We start from the raw sequence: 20,284 nt of genomic DNA on the forward strand, positions 1-20,284 counted from the left end.
TAATCGGGAAGACAGCAGCGCGGGTGTTTTAGTCCGCTGTATACTCCACCTCCAGTGTACCGTACCTTATCAGCAAAAAAGCCTGGTCTGCTGCTGCTGTAACAGCACGGATCTTCAGCGGTAATACCTGTGCGTTGTATGCATCTGCTGTAAAGGGGTTGTTGCGGCTGTAATCCTGGTCGATGAATTGCCAGACAGGATGGGTGCGGTGCATGTTCACCTTGTTATCATAAGGACCGAATACAGTGGTATAGTTCAGGTCGGGAGATTCACTGAAAGCTGTATAGCGTTTTTCGAGATTGCCTGCTTCATTGTAGGTATATTGTATGGTCATTTCGTTGCCTCCGCTAAAGTGGCGGATCACTTTAACGATCCTGTTCTCCTGGTCATATTCATAGCGGTCTGTCTGCTGAACAGGCAGCCTGTCATAAGGTTTCGCCGCAGCTGGATCGGGGAGAGGGCCATCATCACCTACGCGGCCGAAATAGTACACGGTATCTCCGGCGATCCTGTTGCTGTTATCGTAGTAGTAATGATGCCAGCTTTCAAAGAGGCCGTCCTGGCAGGGGCCTGCATAATCGCTGAGGCGCTGTTGTGCGTCATAACGGAACAGGTAATCGGCACTGTTACCGGCATCTGTCATGCGGGTGATGCTAACAGGGTTACCCTGGCTATTGTACCTGAAAATAAGGGAGTCGCCGCTGCCCGATTCTCCGGGATAAGGCTTGATGGCAGCGATCTGCAGGCCATCATGCCTGTCGTTGCCAGTATCCGTTTTAGCGCCGCTTAACAATAGTAAAACAGCAGGAAAAAGCAGGACAATCTTATGCATAAACAATCACTTTATAAGATGGTGTTGGGGTGATAGCGGGGTACATAAAGATAGGAAAAAAATCGACCCTGAGCATCTTATTTGAATTTCATAAGTTTTTCTTTGAATCTTGCAATAATCAGGTGAAACGCTTCAACTAATTTTATCACATGACTGTTTATTAAAAGGAAGTCTTGGTCAACTCTTTAAGGAAAATCAAATATTATGATAAAGCTCACTATCAACCAAAAGGAGCATACAGTCGATGCCCCTCCCGACATGCCTCTTTTATGGGTACTCCGTGATATCGTAGGCTTAACAGGAACGAAGTTCGGCTGCGGCATGGCGCAGTGCGGGGCCTGTACCGTTCACCTGAATGGAGAGGCGGTACGTTCCTGCGTTACCCAATTGGGAAGAGCAGCTGGCCAGCAGGTGGTGACGATAGAGGGGCTTTCGCCCGATACCAGTCACCCGCTGCAGAAGGCCTGGTTGCAGGAGGATGTGCCGCAATGCGGCTATTGCCAGTCCGGCCAGATCATGTCTGCCGCCGTGCTCCTGCGTGAGAATCCCAACCCGACTGACGAGGATATCGACCGTGCCATGAGCGGAAATATTTGCCGTTGCGGTACTTATCCGCGTATTCGTAAAGCCATTCACCTGGCTGCTCAACTTCAAAAAGAAGGAGGTAAATCATGAACAGTGAACTTACTACCAGCCGCCGCAGCTTCCTTAAAACAGGCGCTTTGCTGGGCGGTGGCTTAATGATATCTTTTTCAGTGCCTGGAGCTAAACGCCTGGCCGCTATGGGCGCTGCAGCAGGTGAAGATGCTGTAGCCTGGTTTGTGCCCAATGCTTACCTGAGCATCGGTGCAGACGATACCATCCGCATCATCCTGGCGCACGCAGAGATGGGACAGGGGGTATGGACCACCCTTTCTATGCTGATAGCCGAAGAACTGGATGCCGACTGGAACAAATTTAAGATCGAGCATGCGCCTCCGGGAGCGCCTTACCTGCATACGGCTTATGGTATGCAGATCACCGGTGGCTCCAGCACTACCTGGTCTGAATTTGACCGTTACCGGCAGGCGGGCGCACTGGCGCGTACCATGCTGGTAGAAGCAGCCGCGAAAAAAATGGGCGTAAGCCCGTCTGATTGCCGTACAGAAAACGGGGTGGTGATCGCGGGCGATAAACGTGTCAGCTATGGTGAGGTAGCCGCACTGGCCGCTACATTGCCACCGCGTACAGAGCCGGTTCCGCTGCGCCCTCCCGGTGAATGGAAGTATATCGGCAAAGGTGTAAGACGCCTGGACGCTCCTGAGAAAGTGAACGGCGGCGCAAAGTTTGGAATGGATGTACATTTTCCGGGTATGCTGACGGCAGTGGTAGCGCATCCGCCCGTATATGGCAGTAAAGTGAAATCATTTGACGACAGCCAGACCCGCAAGGTGCCCGGCGTGCGCAATGTGGTAAAGATACCTACCGGTGTTGCCGTGATAGCAGATAATTTCTGGGCCGCTAAAAAAGGCCGCGCCGCACTGAAAGTGGAATGGGACCAGGAAGGTAATGAAGGAGTAGATAGTCCGACCCAGCTGGAAGCATATAAGAAGCTGGCCGACACAAAGGGCTTGCCCGCTGCACAGAAAGGTAATGTCGGCAATGCCCTTTCCAGCGCCTCAAAGGTGCTGGAAGCAGAATATACATTTCCTTACCTGGCGCACACGCCCATGGAACCGGAAAACGCTACCGTGAAGCTGACGAAAGACCGCTGCGAGATCTGGACCGGTACCCAGATGCCGATGGCCGAACAGGCCGCAGCCGCCAAGATCCTGGGCTTTAAGCCTGACCAGGTAAGCGTGCATACGGTGTTCCTGGGAGGCGCTTTTGGCAGAAGGGCAACGCCTACCTGCGACTTCGTTTCAGAAGCTGTACATATTGCCAAGGCCAGCGGACAGTTCATCAAAATGGTATGGACCCGCGAAGATGATATACATGGCGCTTATTTTCGTCCGGCCTTTGTACATAAAGTACGTGTAGGCTTAGACGGTAATGGCGTGCCGGTAGCCTGGGAACATAATATGGCCGGACAATCTATCATGGCCGGCTCACCTTTTGAAGCCATGATGAAAGATGGTATTGACCCTGCCTCTGTAGAAGGTGTAGCAGACTCCCCCTACCTCAGCGATATACCTGATCATTACGTAGGCCTTCACTCACCCAAGTACCAGCTGCCGGTACTGTGGTACCGCTCTGTGGGGCATACCCATACCGCCACGGTGATGGAATGTATGATAGACGAGCTGGCGCATGCAGCCGGCAAAGATCCGGTAGAATACCGCCGCGCATTGCTGAAGAACCATCCGCGGCACCTGGCGGCCCTCAACCTGGCTGCAGAAAAGGCCGGCTGGGGCACTCCGCTCCCCGAAGGCAGGTTCCGGGGTATCGCCGTGCATGAATCATTCCTCAGCTATGTTGCCCAGGTAGCCGAAGTATCTGTGGATGATCGTGGGCAGATCAAAGTGCATAAAGTGGTTTGTGCCATTGATTGCGGGCTGGCTGTAAATCCTGATGGCGTGCGTGCGCAGATGGAAAGCGGTATCAACTTCGGTGTATCCTCCTGCCTTTATGGAGAGATCACCCTGGCAAAAGGGAAAGTGCAGCAAAGCAATTTCCATGATTATCGCATCGCCAGGATGAACGATACCCCGCTGGATATTGAGGTGCATATTGTGAACAGCACCGAAAAAATGGGTGGGGCGGGAGAGCCTGGCGTACCGCCGGTGGCCCCCGCTATTGCCAATGCCGTTTTTGCGGCTACCGGCAAACGTCTCAGGAATTTACCGTTCTGCAATACTAACCTCAAAGCGTAGTTATTATGGCCAGCATCAAAATATACGGATCAGGAAAGATCGTCTACGGGCTGTTCATCGTAAGCGTTGTTTCAGCAGTGGCCCTATCTTTCAGTACAACCGGCAGCGGTCCGCTGAATGATGGACCGCCAAAGAAAGACAGCGTGGCGTCCAAGAAGGCCTTCCTCGCGGCTTACAGTGTGCTGATGCACCCACGTTGTATGAACTGTCACCCTTCGGGGGATGCGCCCTTACAGGGAGAAGACAGTCACATACATACCATGAACGTACAGCGCGGGCCTGATGGTAAAGGGCTTTATGCTATGAAATGTTCCAACTGTCACCAGCCGGAAAATTCGCCCGGCCTGCACATGCCTCCCGGCAATCCTAACTGGCACCTGCCCCCGGCAGACATGAAGATGGTGTTTGAAGGCAAGTCTCCCAGGGAGCTGGCCGCCCAGCTGCTGGAGCCTTCTCTGAACGGGCATAAAACAAAAGAACAGCTCATTGAGCACGTTACTTTTGACAAGCTGGTGCTGGCAGGCTGGAACCCCGGCGAAGGCCGTGCGCTGCCTCCGCTTTCACACGAAGAGTTTGCCAAACAGTTCAGGACCTGGATAGAAACCGGCGCTTATCTACCTGATAACTAATTAAAATTTGTATTTTCATTCTGTGGAGAATAGTTGACAGTTGTCAGTTGACAGTGATTGAAGCGAAGAGATCCACGCTATTCACTGCCAACTGATAACTGATTACTGACAACTGTCAACTATTCTCCTCGGAACGCTTTATGGAAAAAAAGATCAGGGAAATATTAAAGCAAGGCGACTTTAAAGTCAACGGGAGCCTTTGGATTGAAAACAAGGGTACCCGTTTTTTTGGGCCCGGCCCGGTAGAGTTGCTGGAACGCATCGCCGAGACAGGTTCTATCAAACAGGCGGCCCAGCAAATGGGCATGTCTTACAAAAAAGCCTGGGACCTGGTCAATAATATGAACACGATGGCTGCCCAGCCATTTGTGCTTACCAGCACGGGAGGAGAAAAGGGTGGAGGCTCCATCATCTCCGAAGAAGCAAAGCAAATGATCCAATTCCATCGCCAGCTACGCGAAAGATTCCGCCAGTTCCTGGAACAGGAAACCGCCCGGTTAAAGTAATCCTGTTTTTTTCACTCATAGAATTTCTCTGATTATTTACGCGCTTCGTTGTATCTTTCTAAACATAACGCTTGCCTGGCCTTATCGTTATATTCTCAAATAAACAACGTCTGTTAAAGCACTTCCATGAGATTGAAATTTACCATCGTCATTTGCCTGCTCGCTGCCACCGCACAAGGCAGGCAGTTTCAATCAATCGATACTACCAGGACGGATTCCAGCGTAAGGATCCTGTCTGAAGTAACCATATCTGCTTCCCGTATCAAAGAAAGCCTGCTGCGGTCACCGGTGAGCGTACAAAAAGTAAATGCGGTTTATTTCAGGGCTTCGGCTTCCCCTTCTTTTTTTGATGCTTTGGAAAACGTACAAGGTGTGCAGATGATCACCCCCAGCATGGGCTTTAAAGTATTGAACGCACGCGGCTTTGCCAATACCACCAACGTGCGCTTTGCACAATTGGTGGATGGGATGGATGTGCAGTCGCCGCATATAGGCGGGCCTATTGCCAATGCGCTGGGTCCTTCGGACCTGGACGTGGATAACGTGGAAATCGTGCCGGGTGTGGCCTCCGCACTTTACGGCATGAATACAGTGAATGGTTTGGCTAATATTACTACTAAAGATCCCTGGTCTGCGCCGGGCCTGTCACTACAGCAGAAAACCGCCCTTACCCATGTGAACGATCCTAACAGCGCGGCAAAGCTCTTTTCTGAAACCAGTGTACGCTGGGCGCCGGTTGTTTCCAGCCGCCTGGCTTTCAAGCTGAACGCCACCTTTACAAAAGGCTACGACTGGATAGCAGACAATCATACGGAGCTGAATGGAAAGGCCAATGCCAGTACCGGGCTTACCGGCGATAACAATCCTGCTAAAGATCCGGTGAACGGTTATGGCAATGAATCCTCCAACCGCCGTATCATTAGCCTGCAGGGAAAGAACTATGTGGTGGCCCGTACCGGTTATTATGAAAAGGAGGTGGCAGACTATGGCTTGCAGAACATGAAGGCCGACGCCGGGATCTACTATAAACTTTCGTCCCAGGCATTGCTCAGTTACTTTTTTCATATAGCCGTGCTGGATAACGTATACCAGCGGTCCAACCGTTTCCGCCTGCAGGATTACCTGGTGCAGCAGCATGGGGTGCAATACCAGTCTAAAGCATTGCAGCTGAAAGTGTACCTCAATAATGAGAGCTCCGGCAATTCCTATAACCTGCGCTCCATGGCAGAGAATATAGACCGCAATTATAAAACGGATAATACCTGGTATGCAAACTATACCAGCGCTTTCAATAATGCCTACAATGCCGGTGCAGCGGTGGCCCAGGCGCATCAGCAAGCCCGTACGGCAGCAGACCAGGGGCGCTACGTGCCCGGCACGCCTGCATTCAATAATGTGTTGTCTAAACTGCAGCAAATCAATAACTGGGATACCGGGGCGGCGCTGAAGGTAAAGGCGAGTTTCATCCAGGCAGAAGGACAATTCAATTTATCAGAACAATGGCCGGTGCTGAAGGAAAAAGCAGGACTGGAGGTATTGGTGGGGGCAGATCATCGCAGCTACATTATCGTGCCGGATGGGAATTATTTTATCAACCCCTCTGCCGGTAAAGAATATACGAATATCTACTATGGCAAAACAGGCGGTTTTATCTCCGTTACAAAATCCCTGCTAAATGATCGGCTGAAGGCAGGAGCCATATTGAGAGCCGATAAGAACGACTATTTCCGGCTGGCCTGGAGCCCTCGCTTTACGGCAGTATTTTCCCCCGTTCGCACGCAACACCTGCGGGCGTCTTTCCAGAGTGGATACCGTTATCCCAGCATCTTTGAAGCTTATTCCAACGTGAACAGCGGAGGCGTGAAAAGGGTAGGAGGCTTGCCTTCCATGTCGCAGGGCATTTTTGAGCATGCCTGGCTGCAATCCTCCATCACCGCTTTTCAGGCAGCCGTGTTAAGCGATGTGAATACCAACGGCTTAACGCAGGAGGATGCTATTGGACGTAACAAATCATTACTGAAAAAAAATCCCTACACCTATATCAAACCCGAGCATGTGAATTCTATAGAAGCCGGGTACAAGGGTGTGTTTATAGGAGGAAGGCTATTTGTGGATGCGGACCTTTATTTTAACAACTATCGCAACTTTATTGCACAGGCCAACATGAATGTGCCCGATACGCAGGTACCTGATTCAATCCCCTATGCCTTGAACAGCCGCTCGCGCCAGGGCCAGTACCGCATGTGGACCAACTCCCAGACAAAGGTATACAACTACGGCGCCAGCCTGGGCCTGACGTATAGCACCAACGGTTACCGGGTAAACGCTAATTCAACCTATGCAAAGCTGCGTAAGTCAACCAACCAGGATGGCCTGGAAGACGGGTTCAACACCCCTGAGTGGATGCTGAATGTATCTCTTTCGAAAGAGGAGATCCTTAAAAACCTGGCTGCCGGTGTGACCTGGAGATGGCAGAGCAGTTATTACTGGCAGTCTTTTCTCATTAACGGCCAGGTGCCGGCATACAATACACTTGATGCACAGGTGAATTATAACATCCCGGGGGTGCATTGCAAGGTAAAACTGGGCGCCTCTAACCTACTGAATAAATACTATTATTCCATCCTGGGCGGTCCTGCTATCGGGGGAATGTACTACGTAACCCTGCAGTACGGATTGCTATAGACTTCAGGCTCAATAGCAATCATAGCTTACCTCCAGGTGCCTGTAATTGATACCAATAAAATTCCGATCGTATTTTGAGGGATCGCTTTCGATGACCACAGGTAGTCCGCATGTATTATAGGTAAGTGCCTGGAAAGGATTATTCACGCTGAAATCAAGATCAATGAACTGCCAGACAGGATGCGTGCGGTGCATGTTTACTTTGTCGTCGTACGTAAGCAGGGTGATGCCGCCGTTGTCTATTTTTTCAAGATTGCCCTTTTGGTTGTAGTAGTAGCGGATCACGTAGGTGTTGCCGCTGGGTGGATGCAGCCCGTCCTGGCGAATGATCCTGTTCTGCGAATCATAGGTGTAGGTAGTAATGCGCTCCAGGAAAGCCTGGGACGGCGGATCCGTTAAAGCGCCAAAAGTGTAGGTGGTATCCTGCACGATCCTGTTTTTGCTGTCATAGCCGTAGCGGTGCCTGAACTCGAAATGCACGCCGTCAGAATACATGCCTATAAAATCAGTTAACCGGCGATGCGCATCATAACGCAACAGGTAGTTGGGATGGCCGGTGCTTGGGATGGTCCGCGTAACGCTAACCGGGTCTCCTTTAGTGTTATAGACAAAAACAGCGCTGTCGAGTAAGGAAGATCCAAGATCTCCTTTTAGCTGCTGTATACGGCATCGGGGCCGTTCGTCCGGGTGATGATCGTCTTTTTTACAGGCAAACAACATCAGTGAGGTAATCATCACTAACTGTAGAGGAAATGAGGGAATTAAAGCGGGTTTCATGCTAATCATGATTTAGGGTAAATAAAGGGGCGATTGCTTACGTATGGGAATAGCGGGGTGTACCAGGTAAAGTAGGAGCTATAAAATTAGGGGAAATTGGGACATGGTTCATTATCCGTATCAATATCTATTTATTTCATTAAAAAAGAAGTATTTACCCGAACTGCAATATTTTCTTGAAAAATTAATTTTTCGGTGTAGATTTGTTATGTGACTACTAAAACGCAACCATCTTACAACCTTGTTCATGATGTAGAGGCAGCAGCTGCGCTGCTCAGCCCCATGCGTATGAAGATACTGGCGCATTTGAAAGAGCCTGATTCCGCTTCAGGACTTGCCCGTAAGCTGAACATGAACCGGCAGCAGCTCAACTATCATCTTAAAGAGCTGGAAAAGAATAAATTGCTGGAATTGGTAGAGGAAAAGAAGAAAGGCAATTGTATAGAGCGGATTGTACGCGCTACTGCAAAGGCTTACCTGATCTGTATGGATACTTTTCCGGAAGCAAGCGCCGGCCAGGTAAGGGACCAATTCTCTTCCACCTACCTGGTGGCAGCCGCCGCTCAAACTATCCGGGAAGTAGCCACTTTGCAGCAGGCGGCGGCCAAAGCCAATAAGAAATTATCCACCTTCTCGCTGCAGGCCGAGGCCAGCTTTGCAGATCCAGCCACCCTGAACGCGTTTGCAGAAGAACTTTCTGAAACTATAGCCCGGCTTCTGACCAAATACCACGCCGGAAATGATCCAAATGCCAGAAAATACCGCTTCAACGTGTTCGCTCATCCTACCAGCTCTGCTAAAAGCTAACATTATGGCCGATAAGAAAAACAAACGGAGAATAGAACTGAGCATTGTATTGGATGCAGATGTTAACGCTGTATGGAAAGCGTTGACGACTGCAGAAGAACTGAAGCGCTGGTTCCCGCTGGATGCCATTGTAAAACCAGGAGAGGTACAGCTGTCCTGGGGCGATGATCATACCTGGAAGTTCCATATCCGGGAAGCCATAGAAAATAAGTACTTAAAAATGGTATACGAGCATGGCGCTGATTTCAAGGAGCTGGATCCAGACAAGCGCCATCCGGCACAAATGATCAATAGCGATCCCGTTCAGCTGGTACTGGAATATTTCCTTGAAACGGAAAAAGGCCGCACCCTTTTGCGACTGGTGCATTCCGGCTTTGGTCCGGATACCAACTGGGACGATGAATATAACGCCGTAAACCGCGGCTGGCATTCCGAAATGCAAAGTCTTAAGCATTACGTCAATCACCACCTGGGTGAGGACAGGGCAGTGGCCTGGTCGCGTATTGTGCTGCCTGACCACGCGAATGTTGAAAAGGCCTGGCATAGGTTGATGCATGAAGCGGTCCGGTTTAAAGGCGCCGGCAACGCCTATACGCTTCATTCACCGCAGGGTGTACCGTATGAAGGAACGATCTTGTTCCTCAATCCCCCTTACGATTTTACCGGTACTGTACAGCATCTCAATAACGCCTTGTTCCGCGTCACTATTGAAGTATTCGGACGGTTTCGTGAGGTCAGCGTCTGGCTGGCTGCCTATAGTCTGCCTGCAGCAAGGCAGCAAGCCTTACAACAGGAATGGGATGCACAGCTGGAAGGATTGTTCAATCCCTAAAACATATATTATGCAAAAGAAAGACTGGAGTCAATTTATGTTAAGGATCCCTGTTAATGCGTCCATCCAGGAGATCTATGATCGCTGGACCAGCCCCGGAGGATTAGAAAGCTTCTTCCTGCGCCAGGCGCTGTTCACTACAGCAGAGGGAACTGAAAAGTCGGGCGGGCAAAAGATCGCGCCCGGCGATACTTACCAATGGCGATGGTTTGGTTTCCCTGACAACGTTACGGAAACCGGCACCGTGCTGGCTGCCAATGGCAGAGACTTCCTGCAGTTTACCTTTGGAAAAGCAGGTACTGTAAGTGTTAGCGCCAAGACAATGGAAGGCGCAACTATCATTGAACTAACGCAGGAAAACATTCCTACGGACGAAGACGCAAAATTTAACTACCACATTGGCTGCCAGGGCGGCTGGCTCTTTTACCTGGTGAATCTTAAATCACTCATGGAAGGCGGAATAGATCTGCGGAACCGCGACGAAAAACTCACCGGGGTTATCAACTCATAAGCTTGTTATTGATTCGCTTGCCGCTTACATACGGGTTATCCTTCAGGATGAACCGGTACGGCAGCAATGCATCTGCTCCGGCATAGTCTACACCTATACGGGGGGTGGCAATTATTGCGCCTGCAGGAGGTATAAAACCATCTGCAGCGATGTAAATATCATTACCTGTAAGGTCCCGGCCGGTATAACCGGTGTTGATACCCAGGGCCTTCGATACATTTCCAGGGCCTTTACCAAGGGTATAATCCCAACGCTCCTTACCGCAGCGGTCCAGCATGTGCTCAATTCCGCTCAGCGGCTCTATAGCCCTTACCAGCACGGCATGCGGTACATCTTTTTTGTTGGTCACCACATTGAACAGGTGATGGATGCCGTAGATCAGGTACACATAGGCCGTACCGCCTTTACCGAACATCACTTCTGTGCGGGCGGTGCGCCTTCCGCCGTAGGCATGAGAGGCGCGGTCCACCACACCGGCATAGGCTTCTGTTTCAACGATGCGGCCGGCGGTAGAAATACCATTGAATTGTGTGACCAATACCTTGCCCAGCAATTCCCGGGCAATCGCCAGCACATCAGTACGGTTATAAAAGGAATACTTCAGCTTTTCCATTGCAGCAGCCAATTTAGCAATTCTTATTTATACGGAATTTCCCGTCTTGTATCCACATTTACTGCCTTGATCTATTCTGCCGCATGCCGCCTGCATGAGCGCTGTAGCTTTGTTACAGCATCTGATTTTAAACTTTAAAACTATCTATTATGATCTTCGCGTTCATTTTCTTTCGGATACTGTTCATTGCTTGTATGGTATTTGTTATCGGCTATGTATTCGGGCCATTTGCAAGGAACCGTACTTTAACGGTGATCGCCAGGGTAGCAGCTATACTGGCCGTAGTGCTCTTTCTGTCGGCCAATGCATTTTTCTTCCGCTTTGGCGGCTGGAGGGCAGGGCATCACCCGGGCTGGCACCAGGAATGTGTAAAAGAAGCGCCGCAGCGGTAGCGGCGCTTCAGCCTACGGGGAAACGGCGTATCGCTGATTTTTCTTATTTTCAAGCCTATGCGTATTATCCTCATCATTGTTCTTGTACTGACCTTATCACAAACGATTCATGCCCAGCCCAACAAAAGAGCCCGTGATTGGGGCCTGCGTATAGGCGTAATGTCTCCCGGCCAATGGAACGCCATTACAGATGTTCCGGGCGTGAAAGTGGGGCATACCACCCTGATCAAAGGCGACAATATTCGTACGGGCGTGACCGCAATATTGCCTTATGATGGTAATATCTTCCAGCAGAAAGTACCTGCCGCCATCTTTGCGGGTAACGGCTTTGGCAAGCTGGCCGGCAGCACGCAGGTAACAGAGCTGGGCAACCTGGAAACGCCAGTGGTGCTCACCAATACATTGAATGTGCCGGTGGCTATGAATGCCTTGATCGAATATACCCTGCAGCAGCAAGGCAACGAAAAGGTACAGTCTGTAAACGCAGTGGTGGGAGAAACCAATGATGGCTGGCTGAATGATATCCGTAAACAGCCTGTTAGCAAAGACGATGTTTTGCAGGCTTTACAGCATGCCCAGTCAGGTCCTGTTACCGAAGGTTGTGTGGGCGCGGGCACAGGTACCATTTGTTTCGGTTTCAAGGGCGGTATTGGTACCTCATCCCGCAAACTGCCGCAACAGCTGGGAGGGTATACGGTAGGTGTACTGGTTCAGACCAATTTTGGCGGCGTGCTGCAGATAGACGGTGCGCCTGTAGGCGAGGAGCTGGGAAAGTTTGATTTCAGCGATCAGCTGAAGAACAATGTAGACGGTTCCTGTATGATCGTGGTAGCCACCAATGCGCCGCTGGACAGCCGGAACCTGCAACGCCTGGCTAAAAGGGCCTTTATGGGACTGGCAAAAACGGGCGGTATTGCTTCCAACGGCAGTGGGGATTATGTGATCGCCTTTTCCACTGCGGATTCCGTACGCGTCCCGTATGCGCCCTCCGGACCGGTACAATCCGTTCCGGTACTGCACAATGAATATGTTACGCCCCTGTTCATGGCTGCTATTGAAGCCACAGAAGAAGCTATTATCAATTCCCTCTTTGCCGCCACTACCATGAAAGGGAAAGATGGGCATGTAATAGCGTCCATTCCTATGGATAGGGTAAAAAGCATCCTGCAGCAGTACAACCGGATTAAAGAGTAGTCTATGAGATCTAAAGAATTTTACTTAAATTAGGTTAGTTCCGCTACTTTATTGGATCCGCTAAAATTGAGCAGCCATGCCAACACCCCAAAAGCTCAACCGCAGACAATTTATATCCACCGCCGCCATGGCGGCAGGAGGTTTGGTCATTGCATTTAACGTGCCAGCAGGCCTCCGGAAACGGCTTGCTGTCAATGCTGATACTGTGCTCGCGCCTAATGCCTATCTGCGTATAGGAGCAGACGACACGGTCTCTGTTATACTGTCGCATTGCGAACTTGGACAAGGCATCTTAACCTCCCTCTCCATGCTTATTGCCGAAGAGCTGGATGCTAACTGGGAAAGCATCCGGGCAGAACATGCGCCTGCAGCATTGGCTTATTATCATACCATCTACGCTACCCAGCGCACCGGTGGCTCTACCAGCCTCGTGTCTGAATACGACCGTTACCGCAAGGCCGGCGCTACTGCCCGTTACCTGCTGGTGCAGGCGGCAGCTAATCGCTTTCATGTGGATGCAAAAGACTGCCGTACAGAAAATGGCTACGTGATCATCGGGGATAAAAGGATCCGCTACGGAGAGCTGGTGGAAGATGCTGCTAAACTCACGGCGCCTGCAGAGGTCCCCTTAAAGGAACCCGGCAACTGGAAATTCATAGGCAAAAAAGTAAAACGGCTGGACACCCCTGTAAAGATCAATGGCAAAGCCATTTTCGGGATGGATGTACAGTTTCCCTCCCTGCTCACAGCCCTCGTTGCCAGGCCGCCGATTGCCGGCGCCACGGCAAAGGAATATGATACGGCAGCTGCAATGGCTGTTGCAGGCGTTCGCCAGGTAGTAGTTGTACCAAGCGGTATCGCTGTGCTGGGAGATGATTTCTGGGCAGCAAAAAAAGGCCGCGATGCATTGAAAGTCAAGTGGGAGGCCGGCGAAGGCGCTCGTATCAATAGCGATACCTTGCTTGCCGAGCTGAAACAAAGGGCGGATAAAGGCGGACTGCCGGCTACTAATGCCGGCAATCCCGACGAAGCGCTGCAGCGTGCTACGCATGTAGTGGAAGCTGAATACTTTGCGCCCTTCCTTGCCCACGCGCCCATGGAGCCGCTCAACTGTACAGTGAAATTGAGCGCAGACAAATGCGAGATATGGACCGGTACACAAACCCAAACCGATGACCAGAAAGCCGCCAGTGAGATCACCGGCTTGCCGGTGGATAAAGTGTTGATCAATACCGTATTCCTGGGAGGCTCTTTCGGAAGAAGGAACATTGCCCGCTCTGATTTTGTACGCGAAGGCGTGGAAGTGGCCAAAGCCTCCGGCAAACTGGTAAAGACGGTCTGGACCCGCGAAGATGATATCCAGGGCGGCATGTACCGACCTGCATTCCTTCATCGTTTTAAGATCGGACTGGATGCTGACGGAATCCCCATTGCCTGGAAACAGGTAAGTGTTGGCCAGTCGGTAATGTCCGGCGGCCCCTTCGAAAAAAGTAGCCGTTGTTAACGGCGTAGATGCTTTCTCTATTGAAGGCACACATACAGCGCCTTATGTTAAAAGTATTGCTGATCAGCGTATAGAACTGAACACCCCTGTATGGCCCATTACCATTGATAACTGGCGGGCAGTCGGATTCAGCCATACCATCTTTGCCATGGAAAGCCTTGCAGACGAACTGGCGCATGCCGCTGGAAGAGATCCTGTTACCTACCGTCGTATGTTATTGAAAAACGCGCCCCGTTTATTAAACGTGCTGAACCTGGCGGCAGAAAAAAGCGGGTGGGAAACATCCTTGCCGGCAGGCCACGGGAGAGGGATCGCGGTTTCCGAAGCCATGGGCAGTTTTTCTGCTGTAGTGGCAGAAGTGTCGGTATCAAAAGAAGCTTCGCTTAAAGTAGACCGGGTTATTTGCGCAATAGACTGTGGCCTGGCTGTTAATCCCGATGGTGTGGCGGCACAAATGGAGAGCAATATAGCTTTTGGCTTGTCTGCTGCGCTGTACAGCGAGATCACTTTTAAAGATGGTAAAGTGCAGCAGCGTAATTTCTACGACTACAAAACTTTACGGATCAACGAAATGCCGAAGATCGAGACCTTTATCGTCGCCAGCAACGAGAAGCCCGGCGGCGTGGGAGAGGCTACGGTTGGGCACATGATGCCGGCGCTCACCAATGCGATATTTGCTGCAACGGGTAAGCGTATCCGGCAATTGCCAATAATGAACCAGGATATCAGTTGATAAACTGCAATAATTCCCCCTTATGATAAAGCTGAATGTAAACGGAAAAATGCACCAGCTGGATGTGCCGGCTGACATGCCGTTGCTTTGGGTTATCCGCGACCGGCTCGGACTTACAGGCACGAAATTCGGCTGCGGCGCTGCCCAGTGCGGAGCCTGTACCGTACACCTGGATGGAGAAGCAATCCGTTCCTGTGTGGTCCCGGCGTCCCGTGCGGCGGATAAGCAGGTTGTTACGATCGAAGGACTGGATCCTGCTTTGGCCGGGCCGCTGCAGCAGGCCTGGACTGAATTTGACGTGCCGCAGTGCGGCTATTGCCAGTCCGGGCAGATCATGAGCGCCGCCGTGCTGCTTAAGCATAATACCAAGCCCACAGATAAGGATATTGATAATGCGATGAGTGGCAATATTTGCCGCTGTGGCACTTATCAGCGTATAAGAAGCGCGATCCATCTGGCGGCCGAATTGAAAAGGTCAGGGTCCATAAAATTGACCTTGCCGGCTTGAATAAGCCCTTGATCAAGCTTGAAATGGTGATCGTAAAGAACCGGTACCAGGAAATCACATCAGCTGGCAGTCAGCTATTTATAGGGGAGAAACCTCTTTTATTCTATTTAACATAACGTAAATTATCAGGAGAATAGAGTAGTTGGTCGAGGGGGAGCAGGTATTCCTTTGGGTTTGTTAGTTTTAAATTGGCACAGGGAATTATTACGGCAAATTTACGTAACTTAATAGATACACATCGCTTCATAAATCCTGCTTTTCCATGAAGCAATTTTTTCTTTTTTGGTTGCTTGTTTTATTGATCCCGGCCTTACTCTCTGCCCAAAAAGTAGTCGTCATAAAGATCGACGGCAGCATTAACCCGGTATCCGCCGATCACATTCACAACGGCATAAAAAAAGCGTCCGGCGAAAAAGCTGAATGCCTGGTGATCCTGTTGAACACGCCCGGCGGCTTGTTGAAATCCACCCGGGTCATCGTCAGCGATATATTGGAATCCCCGGTGCCTGTAGTTGTATATGTGGCCCCGGGCGGCGCTCACGCCGGTTCTGCAGGCGTTTTTATCACCATGGCCGCCCATATTGCCGCCATGGCGCCCGGCACCAATATCGGGGCCGCACATCCGGTGGATCTCCAGGGAAAAACGGACTCTGTCATGAGCGAAAAAGCCACCAATGACGCAGCCGCATTTATCCGCTCTATTGCTGAGAAACGCCAGCGTAATTTCCAATGGGCCGAGGATGCGGTTCGTCGCAGCCTGGCGATCACAGAAAAAGAAGCCGTGGAAAAACATGTAGTGGATCTCATTGCAGCCAATACTACAGATCTGCTGCGTAATATCAATGGTAAAAATATTCCCGTTCAGGGCGGCATCGCCGTCCTCCACACGGCCAAAGCGCAGGTAGAAACCGTGGAAATGACGGCCCTGGAAAAGATACTGGACCTGCTGGTTGATCCGAATGTGGCTTATCTCCTGTTGCTGCTCGGCATGTACGGGATCCTGTTTGAACTCTATAACCCGGGAGCCATCCTGCCGGGCATTGTAGGCGTGATCAGCCTGATCCTCGCCTTTTATTCGATGCATACCTTGCCTATAAATTATGCGGGCCTGGCCCTGATCGTCTTTGCGATCATCCTGTTCTTACTGGAGATCAAAATTGTCAGCCACGGTATACTGGCTATTGGCGGAGTGGCCTCGCTCCTGTTAGGCTCACTGATGCTGATCCGGTCAGATGCGGCGCTGGAATCCGTCAGGATCTCCCGTAGTGTGATCATCGCTGCAGTAGCAGTATCATCGCTCTTTTTCCTGTTTGTGCTGGGCCTGGGGGTACGTGCGCTGCGCGCCAGGCCGGTAACCGGCGTGGAAGCCATGGCCGGCGAGATCGGAGAATCCCTGGAGGCACTGGAACCCGGCGGCACCGTGCGCGTACATGGAGAGATCTGGCGGGCAATATCCACCGGCGCCGCCATCGCCCGTGGTGAAAAGATACGCGTGGTGGGCATCCGCGACCTTACCCTGCTGGTGGAACCTTTATAGTTTGAACTTCAAACCTTTAAATATGGAAACAGTTTCTGTTTGGATGGTCGTTATCATCGTTTTTGCCGTTATTATCCTGGCGAATGCCATTCGCATTTTACGTGAATACGAGCGTGCGGTGGTATTCCGGCTGGGCCGTTTGGTGGGCGGCGGCGTAAAAGGGCCCGGTTTAATTCTGCTGATCCCCATTATCGATAAAATGGTGCGGGTAAGCCTACGCACGGTGGTGATGGATGTGCCGCCCCAGGATATCATTACTCAGGATAATGTGTCCATCAAAGTGAATGCTGTGGTATATTTCCGCGTAATACAACCCAACAAGGCCGTAGTGGAAGTGGAAAATTTCCTGATGGCTACCTCCCAGCTGTCGCAAACCACGCTGCGCAGCGTACTTGGACAATCAGAGCTGGATGATCTCCTGTCCCAACGGGAAAAGATCAACCAGAAGCTACAGCAGATCATAGACGCACACACGGAGCCCTGGGGCGTCAAAGTGTCCAATGTAGAGGTGAAACAGATCGACCTGCCCCAGGAAATGCAGCGCGCCATGGCCAAACAGGCCGAAGCTGAACGCGAGCGCCGCTCCAAAGTGATCGCTGCCGAAGGAGAATTTCAGGCCTCGCAGCGCCTGGCCGATGCCGCCAAGATATTGAGCGAACAGCCCAGCGCCCTTACGCTGCGTTACCTGCAAACCCTGCGCGAAATAGCCACAGAGAACAATTCCACTACCATTTTCCCGGTGCCGGTCGACCTGCTGAGGCCCTTCCTGGCCCAACAGCTGAAAGGAACGGAATAAGGTTTAGAACCGCCACCTGATTCCTGCATTGGCGCCTAATCCGCCGATGTTGATATAGGATTTCAGGTCATTGGCCGGCTTGTTATCATCCTTGTAATGGGTTTGAGCGCCTTCACGCCTGATCGCTGTATTTGAGCTCGCGTCCAGGGTCGTTACGTAATCGGTATACCGCTCTGCAGTGGACAGATCATTCAACCCTCGCTGCTGAGTGCTGATCACCGCCCCATTGCTGGTGTTTACCACCCGCGTGGTTTCTTCATAGCGGGTCACTTCCTTCTTTTTGCTTTTAGCCGGCACGTTGCGGTATTCTGTTTCCAGGAATACGTCAAACCGCCGGCCTACGGGCATGGTCAGGCCCAGTGCGCCCTGGAACCCCAGCGTAATGTTTGGATGTACTTCTTCTTCCCGGTGGATCTCGGTTTGGGCTATCACCGTAGCAGAAACCGGCGTATTGGTACTGGCGTCTGTCTTAATGTGCAAACGGCCGTAAAAAGGCACCACCATACCGAAACGTACATACGGGTTCAGTTTTTGAAATCCAGGGCTCATCACTACGCCGGGCGCAAAATCAAAAGCCCTGGCATAGCCGTTGGAAGCGATATTGCCAACTACCTGGTCGCTGCCCTGTATGGTGGTTAGCTGCCGCGTCATCAAATTTTCTTTGCTGTGATAATAATTCACCGTTCCTTCCAGTGCAATGAAGCGGTTAATGTTCCAGCCAAAGCTAAGGCCGCCCCGTGCGCCTTCGCCGTAAGAACCGGTCAGTACCTTGTCAGATACTGTCGTGGTCTGGCCATTGGCAGGATTGTACGTGCTCCGCACATCATGTGGCGGATATGGTCCAACATCCGGGAACTGCCCGGGAAAAACGCTGAAGAAATAGCCACCTCCTGCTTTTAGATAAAACCTGGATGAAGGCGCTTGTGTGTCTGGCTGAGCTGTTGGGCTTTGGGCTAATGAGGATTGCAAACCGGCCAGTAATAACATGACCGCCATAAGCATGGTAATGCGATTCATATAAGCGTTGTTTTGGTTAACGGATACGGTCGTACTGGAAGTTAACGATAAACTGTTGCAAAATCAAAAATTTAATAATATTTTGTCTACCAGAGTAGTAGACTAATTTTCCACTAATATGAAAACTGGTACCAAGCATCTTCGCAGCCCTTTAATGGCTCTGCTGATCACGGTCTCCTGTATATGGCAGGCCACCGGACAATCATCTAACAGTAACAAACCAACGAACATTATTTTTATCATAGCGGACGATCTCGGTTATGGCAACCTTTCTTCCTACAATCCTGGCAGCCGTATACGCACGCCGTTCATCGATAAGCTGGCCAGCCAGGGAACAAGGTTCACCCGCTTCTATGCAGGCAGCCCGGTATGTGCTCCCTCCCGCTGCGCACTGATGACCGGCTACCATATGGGGCATGCTTATATAAGAGGTAATGCCGACCAGCACCTGCGGCCTGAAGACACTACCCTGGCCCAGCGCCTCCAGGCTCAGGGATACGTTACCGGAATGTTTGGTAAATGGGGACTTGGAGAAGAGAATGACAGCGGGGCGCCACAATTCAAGGGCTTCGATTATTTCTTTGGGTATTTAAACCAGCGGCATGCGCATCATTATTTTACCGATCATCTCTTTGAACTGAAAGATAAACAGCTCCGGCAGGTACAAACAGATTCACAGTACAGCCATGACCTGATCATGGATCATGCACTAGCCTTTGTACGGGAGCACAAAGACGAACCTTTCTTTTTATACCTTCCTGTCACTATCCCTCATGCGGAGCTGCTGCTGCCGCAAAAATACATGCAGCCCTTCCTGAACGCCGATGGCAGCAGTAAACTGGGACCTGAAACGCCTTTTGTTCAGAAAGATAAAACAAGCTACCATAGCCAGGCGCAACCGCACGCAGCCTTCGCCGCCATGGTTACCAAGCTCGATGCAGATGTTGGCCGGCTGATGCAATTACTGAAAACGCTTGGGCTCGATGATAATACCTATGTTTTCTTTACCAGCGATAACGGACCCCATAAAGAGGGTGGCGCCGATCCGGAATTCTTCGACAGCAACGGACCTCTCCGTGGCATTAAGCGCGACCTGTACGAAGGAGGAATTCGTGTGCCCATGATCGTAAGAGCGCCGGGTAAAGTACCTGCCGGGCGTACCAGCAATCAGGTATGGGCTTTCTGGGATGTGTTGCCTACTATGTGTGATCTCGCGGGGGCCCCTGCTCCCGCCAACGTCGATGGTTTCTCCTTTGTACCTGCTATCCAGGGCAAAAAACAGCAGCAACAACATGAGCACCTGTTCTGGCAATTTAATGAAGGCCAGCTTAAACAGGCCGTACTGCAAGGCGACTGGAAACTGGTACGCTTTAAAAAGAAAGGAACACCTGAGATACTGGAGTTATATAACATCAGTAAAGACATTGGCGAGCAAAACAATCTCGCGTCCCAATATCCGGAAAGGGTAAAAGCATTAAGACCTTTATTGCAGCAATCCGTATCCCCCGCTGCCAACGCCGCTTTTGACTGGTCTGATCTGCAATAAAAAGAACAAGCTG

The 20,284-nt window shown here is 51.0% G+C and carries 20 protein-coding genes; 16 read left to right on the plus strand and 4 right to left on the minus strand.

All coding sequences use genetic code 11. The features are described from left to right. Window positions 1-28: 28 nt before the first annotated feature. The gene (locus ACR9Y8_RS01220; RefSeq protein ID WP_481211396.1) at window positions 29-832 is read right to left on the minus strand and encodes a hypothetical protein; all 804 of its coding nucleotides are present in this window, start codon (window positions 830-832) and stop codon (window positions 29-31) included. Window positions 833-1,036: 204 nt separating this feature from the next. Between ACR9Y8_RS01220 and ACR9Y8_RS01225 the strand changes: the two genes are divergently transcribed. The 5 genes from ACR9Y8_RS01225 to ACR9Y8_RS01245 all read left to right on the plus strand — a co-directional run bounded on the left by ACR9Y8_RS01225 (window position 1,037) and on the right by ACR9Y8_RS01245 (window position 7,504). Then, window positions 1,037-1,507: a (2Fe-2S)-binding protein gene (locus tag ACR9Y8_RS01225; RefSeq protein WP_481211397.1), complete on the plus strand. Its 471-nt coding sequence runs from the start codon at window positions 1,037-1,039 to the stop codon at window positions 1,505-1,507. Next, window positions 1,504-3,684: a xanthine dehydrogenase family protein molybdopterin-binding subunit gene (locus ACR9Y8_RS01230; RefSeq protein ID WP_481211398.1), complete on the plus strand. Its 2,181-nt coding sequence runs from the start codon at window positions 1,504-1,506 to the stop codon at window positions 3,682-3,684. Before ACR9Y8_RS01225 ends, ACR9Y8_RS01230 begins: the two co-directional genes overlap by 4 nt. Window positions 3,685-3,689: 5 nt before the next feature. Beyond that, a complete protein-coding gene (locus ACR9Y8_RS01235; RefSeq protein ID WP_481211399.1) occupies window positions 3,690-4,313 on the plus strand; it encodes a hypothetical protein in 624 nt (207 codons plus the stop codon). 140 nt (window positions 4,314-4,453) lie between these two features. After that, on the plus strand, window positions 4,454-4,819 hold the full coding sequence (locus tag ACR9Y8_RS01240; protein WP_481211400.1) for a winged helix-turn-helix domain-containing protein: 366 nt from the start codon (window positions 4,454-4,456) through the stop codon (window positions 4,817-4,819). A gap of 126 nt (window positions 4,820-4,945) precedes the next feature. Then, window positions 4,946-7,504 carry a TonB-dependent receptor gene (locus tag ACR9Y8_RS01245; RefSeq protein WP_481211401.1) on the plus strand — a complete coding sequence of 853 codons (2,559 nt, stop codon included), beginning with the start codon at window positions 4,946-4,948 and terminating at the stop codon, window positions 7,502-7,504. 9 nt (window positions 7,505-7,513) lie between these two features. On the opposite strand, the gene ACR9Y8_RS01250 is transcribed toward ACR9Y8_RS01245, so the two are convergent. Then, window positions 7,514-8,281, minus strand: a complete 768-nt coding sequence (locus tag ACR9Y8_RS01250; protein WP_481211402.1) for a hypothetical protein — start codon at window positions 8,279-8,281, stop codon at window positions 7,514-7,516. A 210-nt stretch (window positions 8,282-8,491) separates the two neighbouring features. Between ACR9Y8_RS01250 and ACR9Y8_RS01255 the strand changes: the two genes are divergently transcribed. The 3 genes from ACR9Y8_RS01255 to ACR9Y8_RS01265 are packed head-to-tail and all read left to right on the plus strand — an operon-like array spanning window position 8,492 to window position 10,431. Next, window positions 8,492-9,088: a helix-turn-helix domain-containing protein gene (locus tag ACR9Y8_RS01255; RefSeq protein ID WP_481211403.1), complete on the plus strand. Its 597-nt coding sequence runs from the start codon at window positions 8,492-8,494 to the stop codon at window positions 9,086-9,088. 4 nt (window positions 9,089-9,092) lie between these two features. Beyond that, window positions 9,093-9,920: an SRPBCC family protein gene (locus tag ACR9Y8_RS01260; protein ID WP_481211404.1), complete on the plus strand. Its 828-nt coding sequence runs from the start codon at window positions 9,093-9,095 to the stop codon at window positions 9,918-9,920. Between the two features lie 10 nt (window positions 9,921-9,930). Beyond that, entirely contained in the window at window positions 9,931-10,431 is a 501-nt protein-coding gene (locus ACR9Y8_RS01265; protein ID WP_481211405.1) for an SRPBCC family protein, read from the plus strand. On the opposite strand, the gene ACR9Y8_RS01270 is transcribed toward ACR9Y8_RS01265, so the two are convergent. Continuing rightward, complete coding sequence (locus tag ACR9Y8_RS01270) at window positions 10,421-11,044, minus strand: DNA-3-methyladenine glycosylase (protein ID WP_481211406.1); 624 nt, start codon at window positions 11,042-11,044, stop codon at window positions 10,421-10,423. The genes ACR9Y8_RS01265 and ACR9Y8_RS01270 overlap by 11 nt on opposite strands. A 149-nt stretch (window positions 11,045-11,193) precedes the next feature. Here ACR9Y8_RS01270 and ACR9Y8_RS01275 point away from each other — a divergent pair, with 149 nt between their 5' ends. The 7 genes from ACR9Y8_RS01275 (at window position 11,194) to ACR9Y8_RS01305 (ending at window position 17,708) form a co-directional block, all read left to right on the plus strand. After that, complete coding sequence (locus ACR9Y8_RS01275) at window positions 11,194-11,436, plus strand: hypothetical protein (protein WP_481211407.1); 243 nt, start codon at window positions 11,194-11,196, stop codon at window positions 11,434-11,436. Between the two features lie 57 nt (window positions 11,437-11,493). Further along, window positions 11,494-12,630 carry a DmpA family aminopeptidase gene (locus ACR9Y8_RS01280; RefSeq protein ID WP_481211408.1) on the plus strand — a complete coding sequence of 379 codons (1,137 nt, stop codon included), beginning with the start codon at window positions 11,494-11,496 and terminating at the stop codon, window positions 12,628-12,630. Between the two features lie 76 nt (window positions 12,631-12,706). Then, complete coding sequence (locus ACR9Y8_RS01285; RefSeq protein ID WP_481211409.1) at window positions 12,707-14,134, plus strand: xanthine dehydrogenase family protein molybdopterin-binding subunit; 1,428 nt, start codon at window positions 12,707-12,709, stop codon at window positions 14,132-14,134. A 148-nt stretch (window positions 14,135-14,282) separates the two neighbouring features. Next, window positions 14,283-14,867: a molybdopterin cofactor-binding domain-containing protein gene (locus tag ACR9Y8_RS01290; RefSeq protein ID WP_481211410.1), complete on the plus strand. Its 585-nt coding sequence runs from the start codon at window positions 14,283-14,285 to the stop codon at window positions 14,865-14,867. A 22-nt stretch (window positions 14,868-14,889) separates the two neighbouring features. Further along, window positions 14,890-15,375 carry a (2Fe-2S)-binding protein gene (locus ACR9Y8_RS01295; protein WP_481211411.1) on the plus strand — a complete coding sequence of 162 codons (486 nt, stop codon included), beginning with the start codon at window positions 14,890-14,892 and terminating at the stop codon, window positions 15,373-15,375. 262 nt (window positions 15,376-15,637) lie between these two features. Then, on the plus strand, window positions 15,638-16,912 hold the full coding sequence (locus ACR9Y8_RS01300; RefSeq protein WP_481211412.1) for an NfeD family protein: 1,275 nt from the start codon (window positions 15,638-15,640) through the stop codon (window positions 16,910-16,912). A gap of 22 nt (window positions 16,913-16,934) precedes the next feature. Continuing rightward, on the plus strand, window positions 16,935-17,708 hold the full coding sequence (locus ACR9Y8_RS01305; protein WP_481211413.1) for a slipin family protein: 774 nt from the start codon (window positions 16,935-16,937) through the stop codon (window positions 17,706-17,708). A 3-nt stretch (window positions 17,709-17,711) separates the two neighbouring features. Here the strand turns inward: ACR9Y8_RS01305 and ACR9Y8_RS01310 are convergent, their stop codons facing one another. Further along, a complete protein-coding gene (locus ACR9Y8_RS01310; protein WP_481211414.1) occupies window positions 17,712-18,725 on the minus strand; it encodes a hypothetical protein in 1,014 nt (337 codons plus the stop codon). A 118-nt stretch (window positions 18,726-18,843) separates the two neighbouring features. Between ACR9Y8_RS01310 and ACR9Y8_RS01315 the strand changes: the two genes are divergently transcribed. Continuing rightward, the gene (locus ACR9Y8_RS01315) at window positions 18,844-20,271 is read left to right on the plus strand and encodes an arylsulfatase (RefSeq protein WP_481211415.1); all 1,428 of its coding nucleotides are present in this window, start codon (window positions 18,844-18,846) and stop codon (window positions 20,269-20,271) included. Window positions 20,272-20,284: the final 13 nt, after the last annotated feature.

The organism is Chitinophaga sp. SVR4-12A (assembly GCF_056754765.1).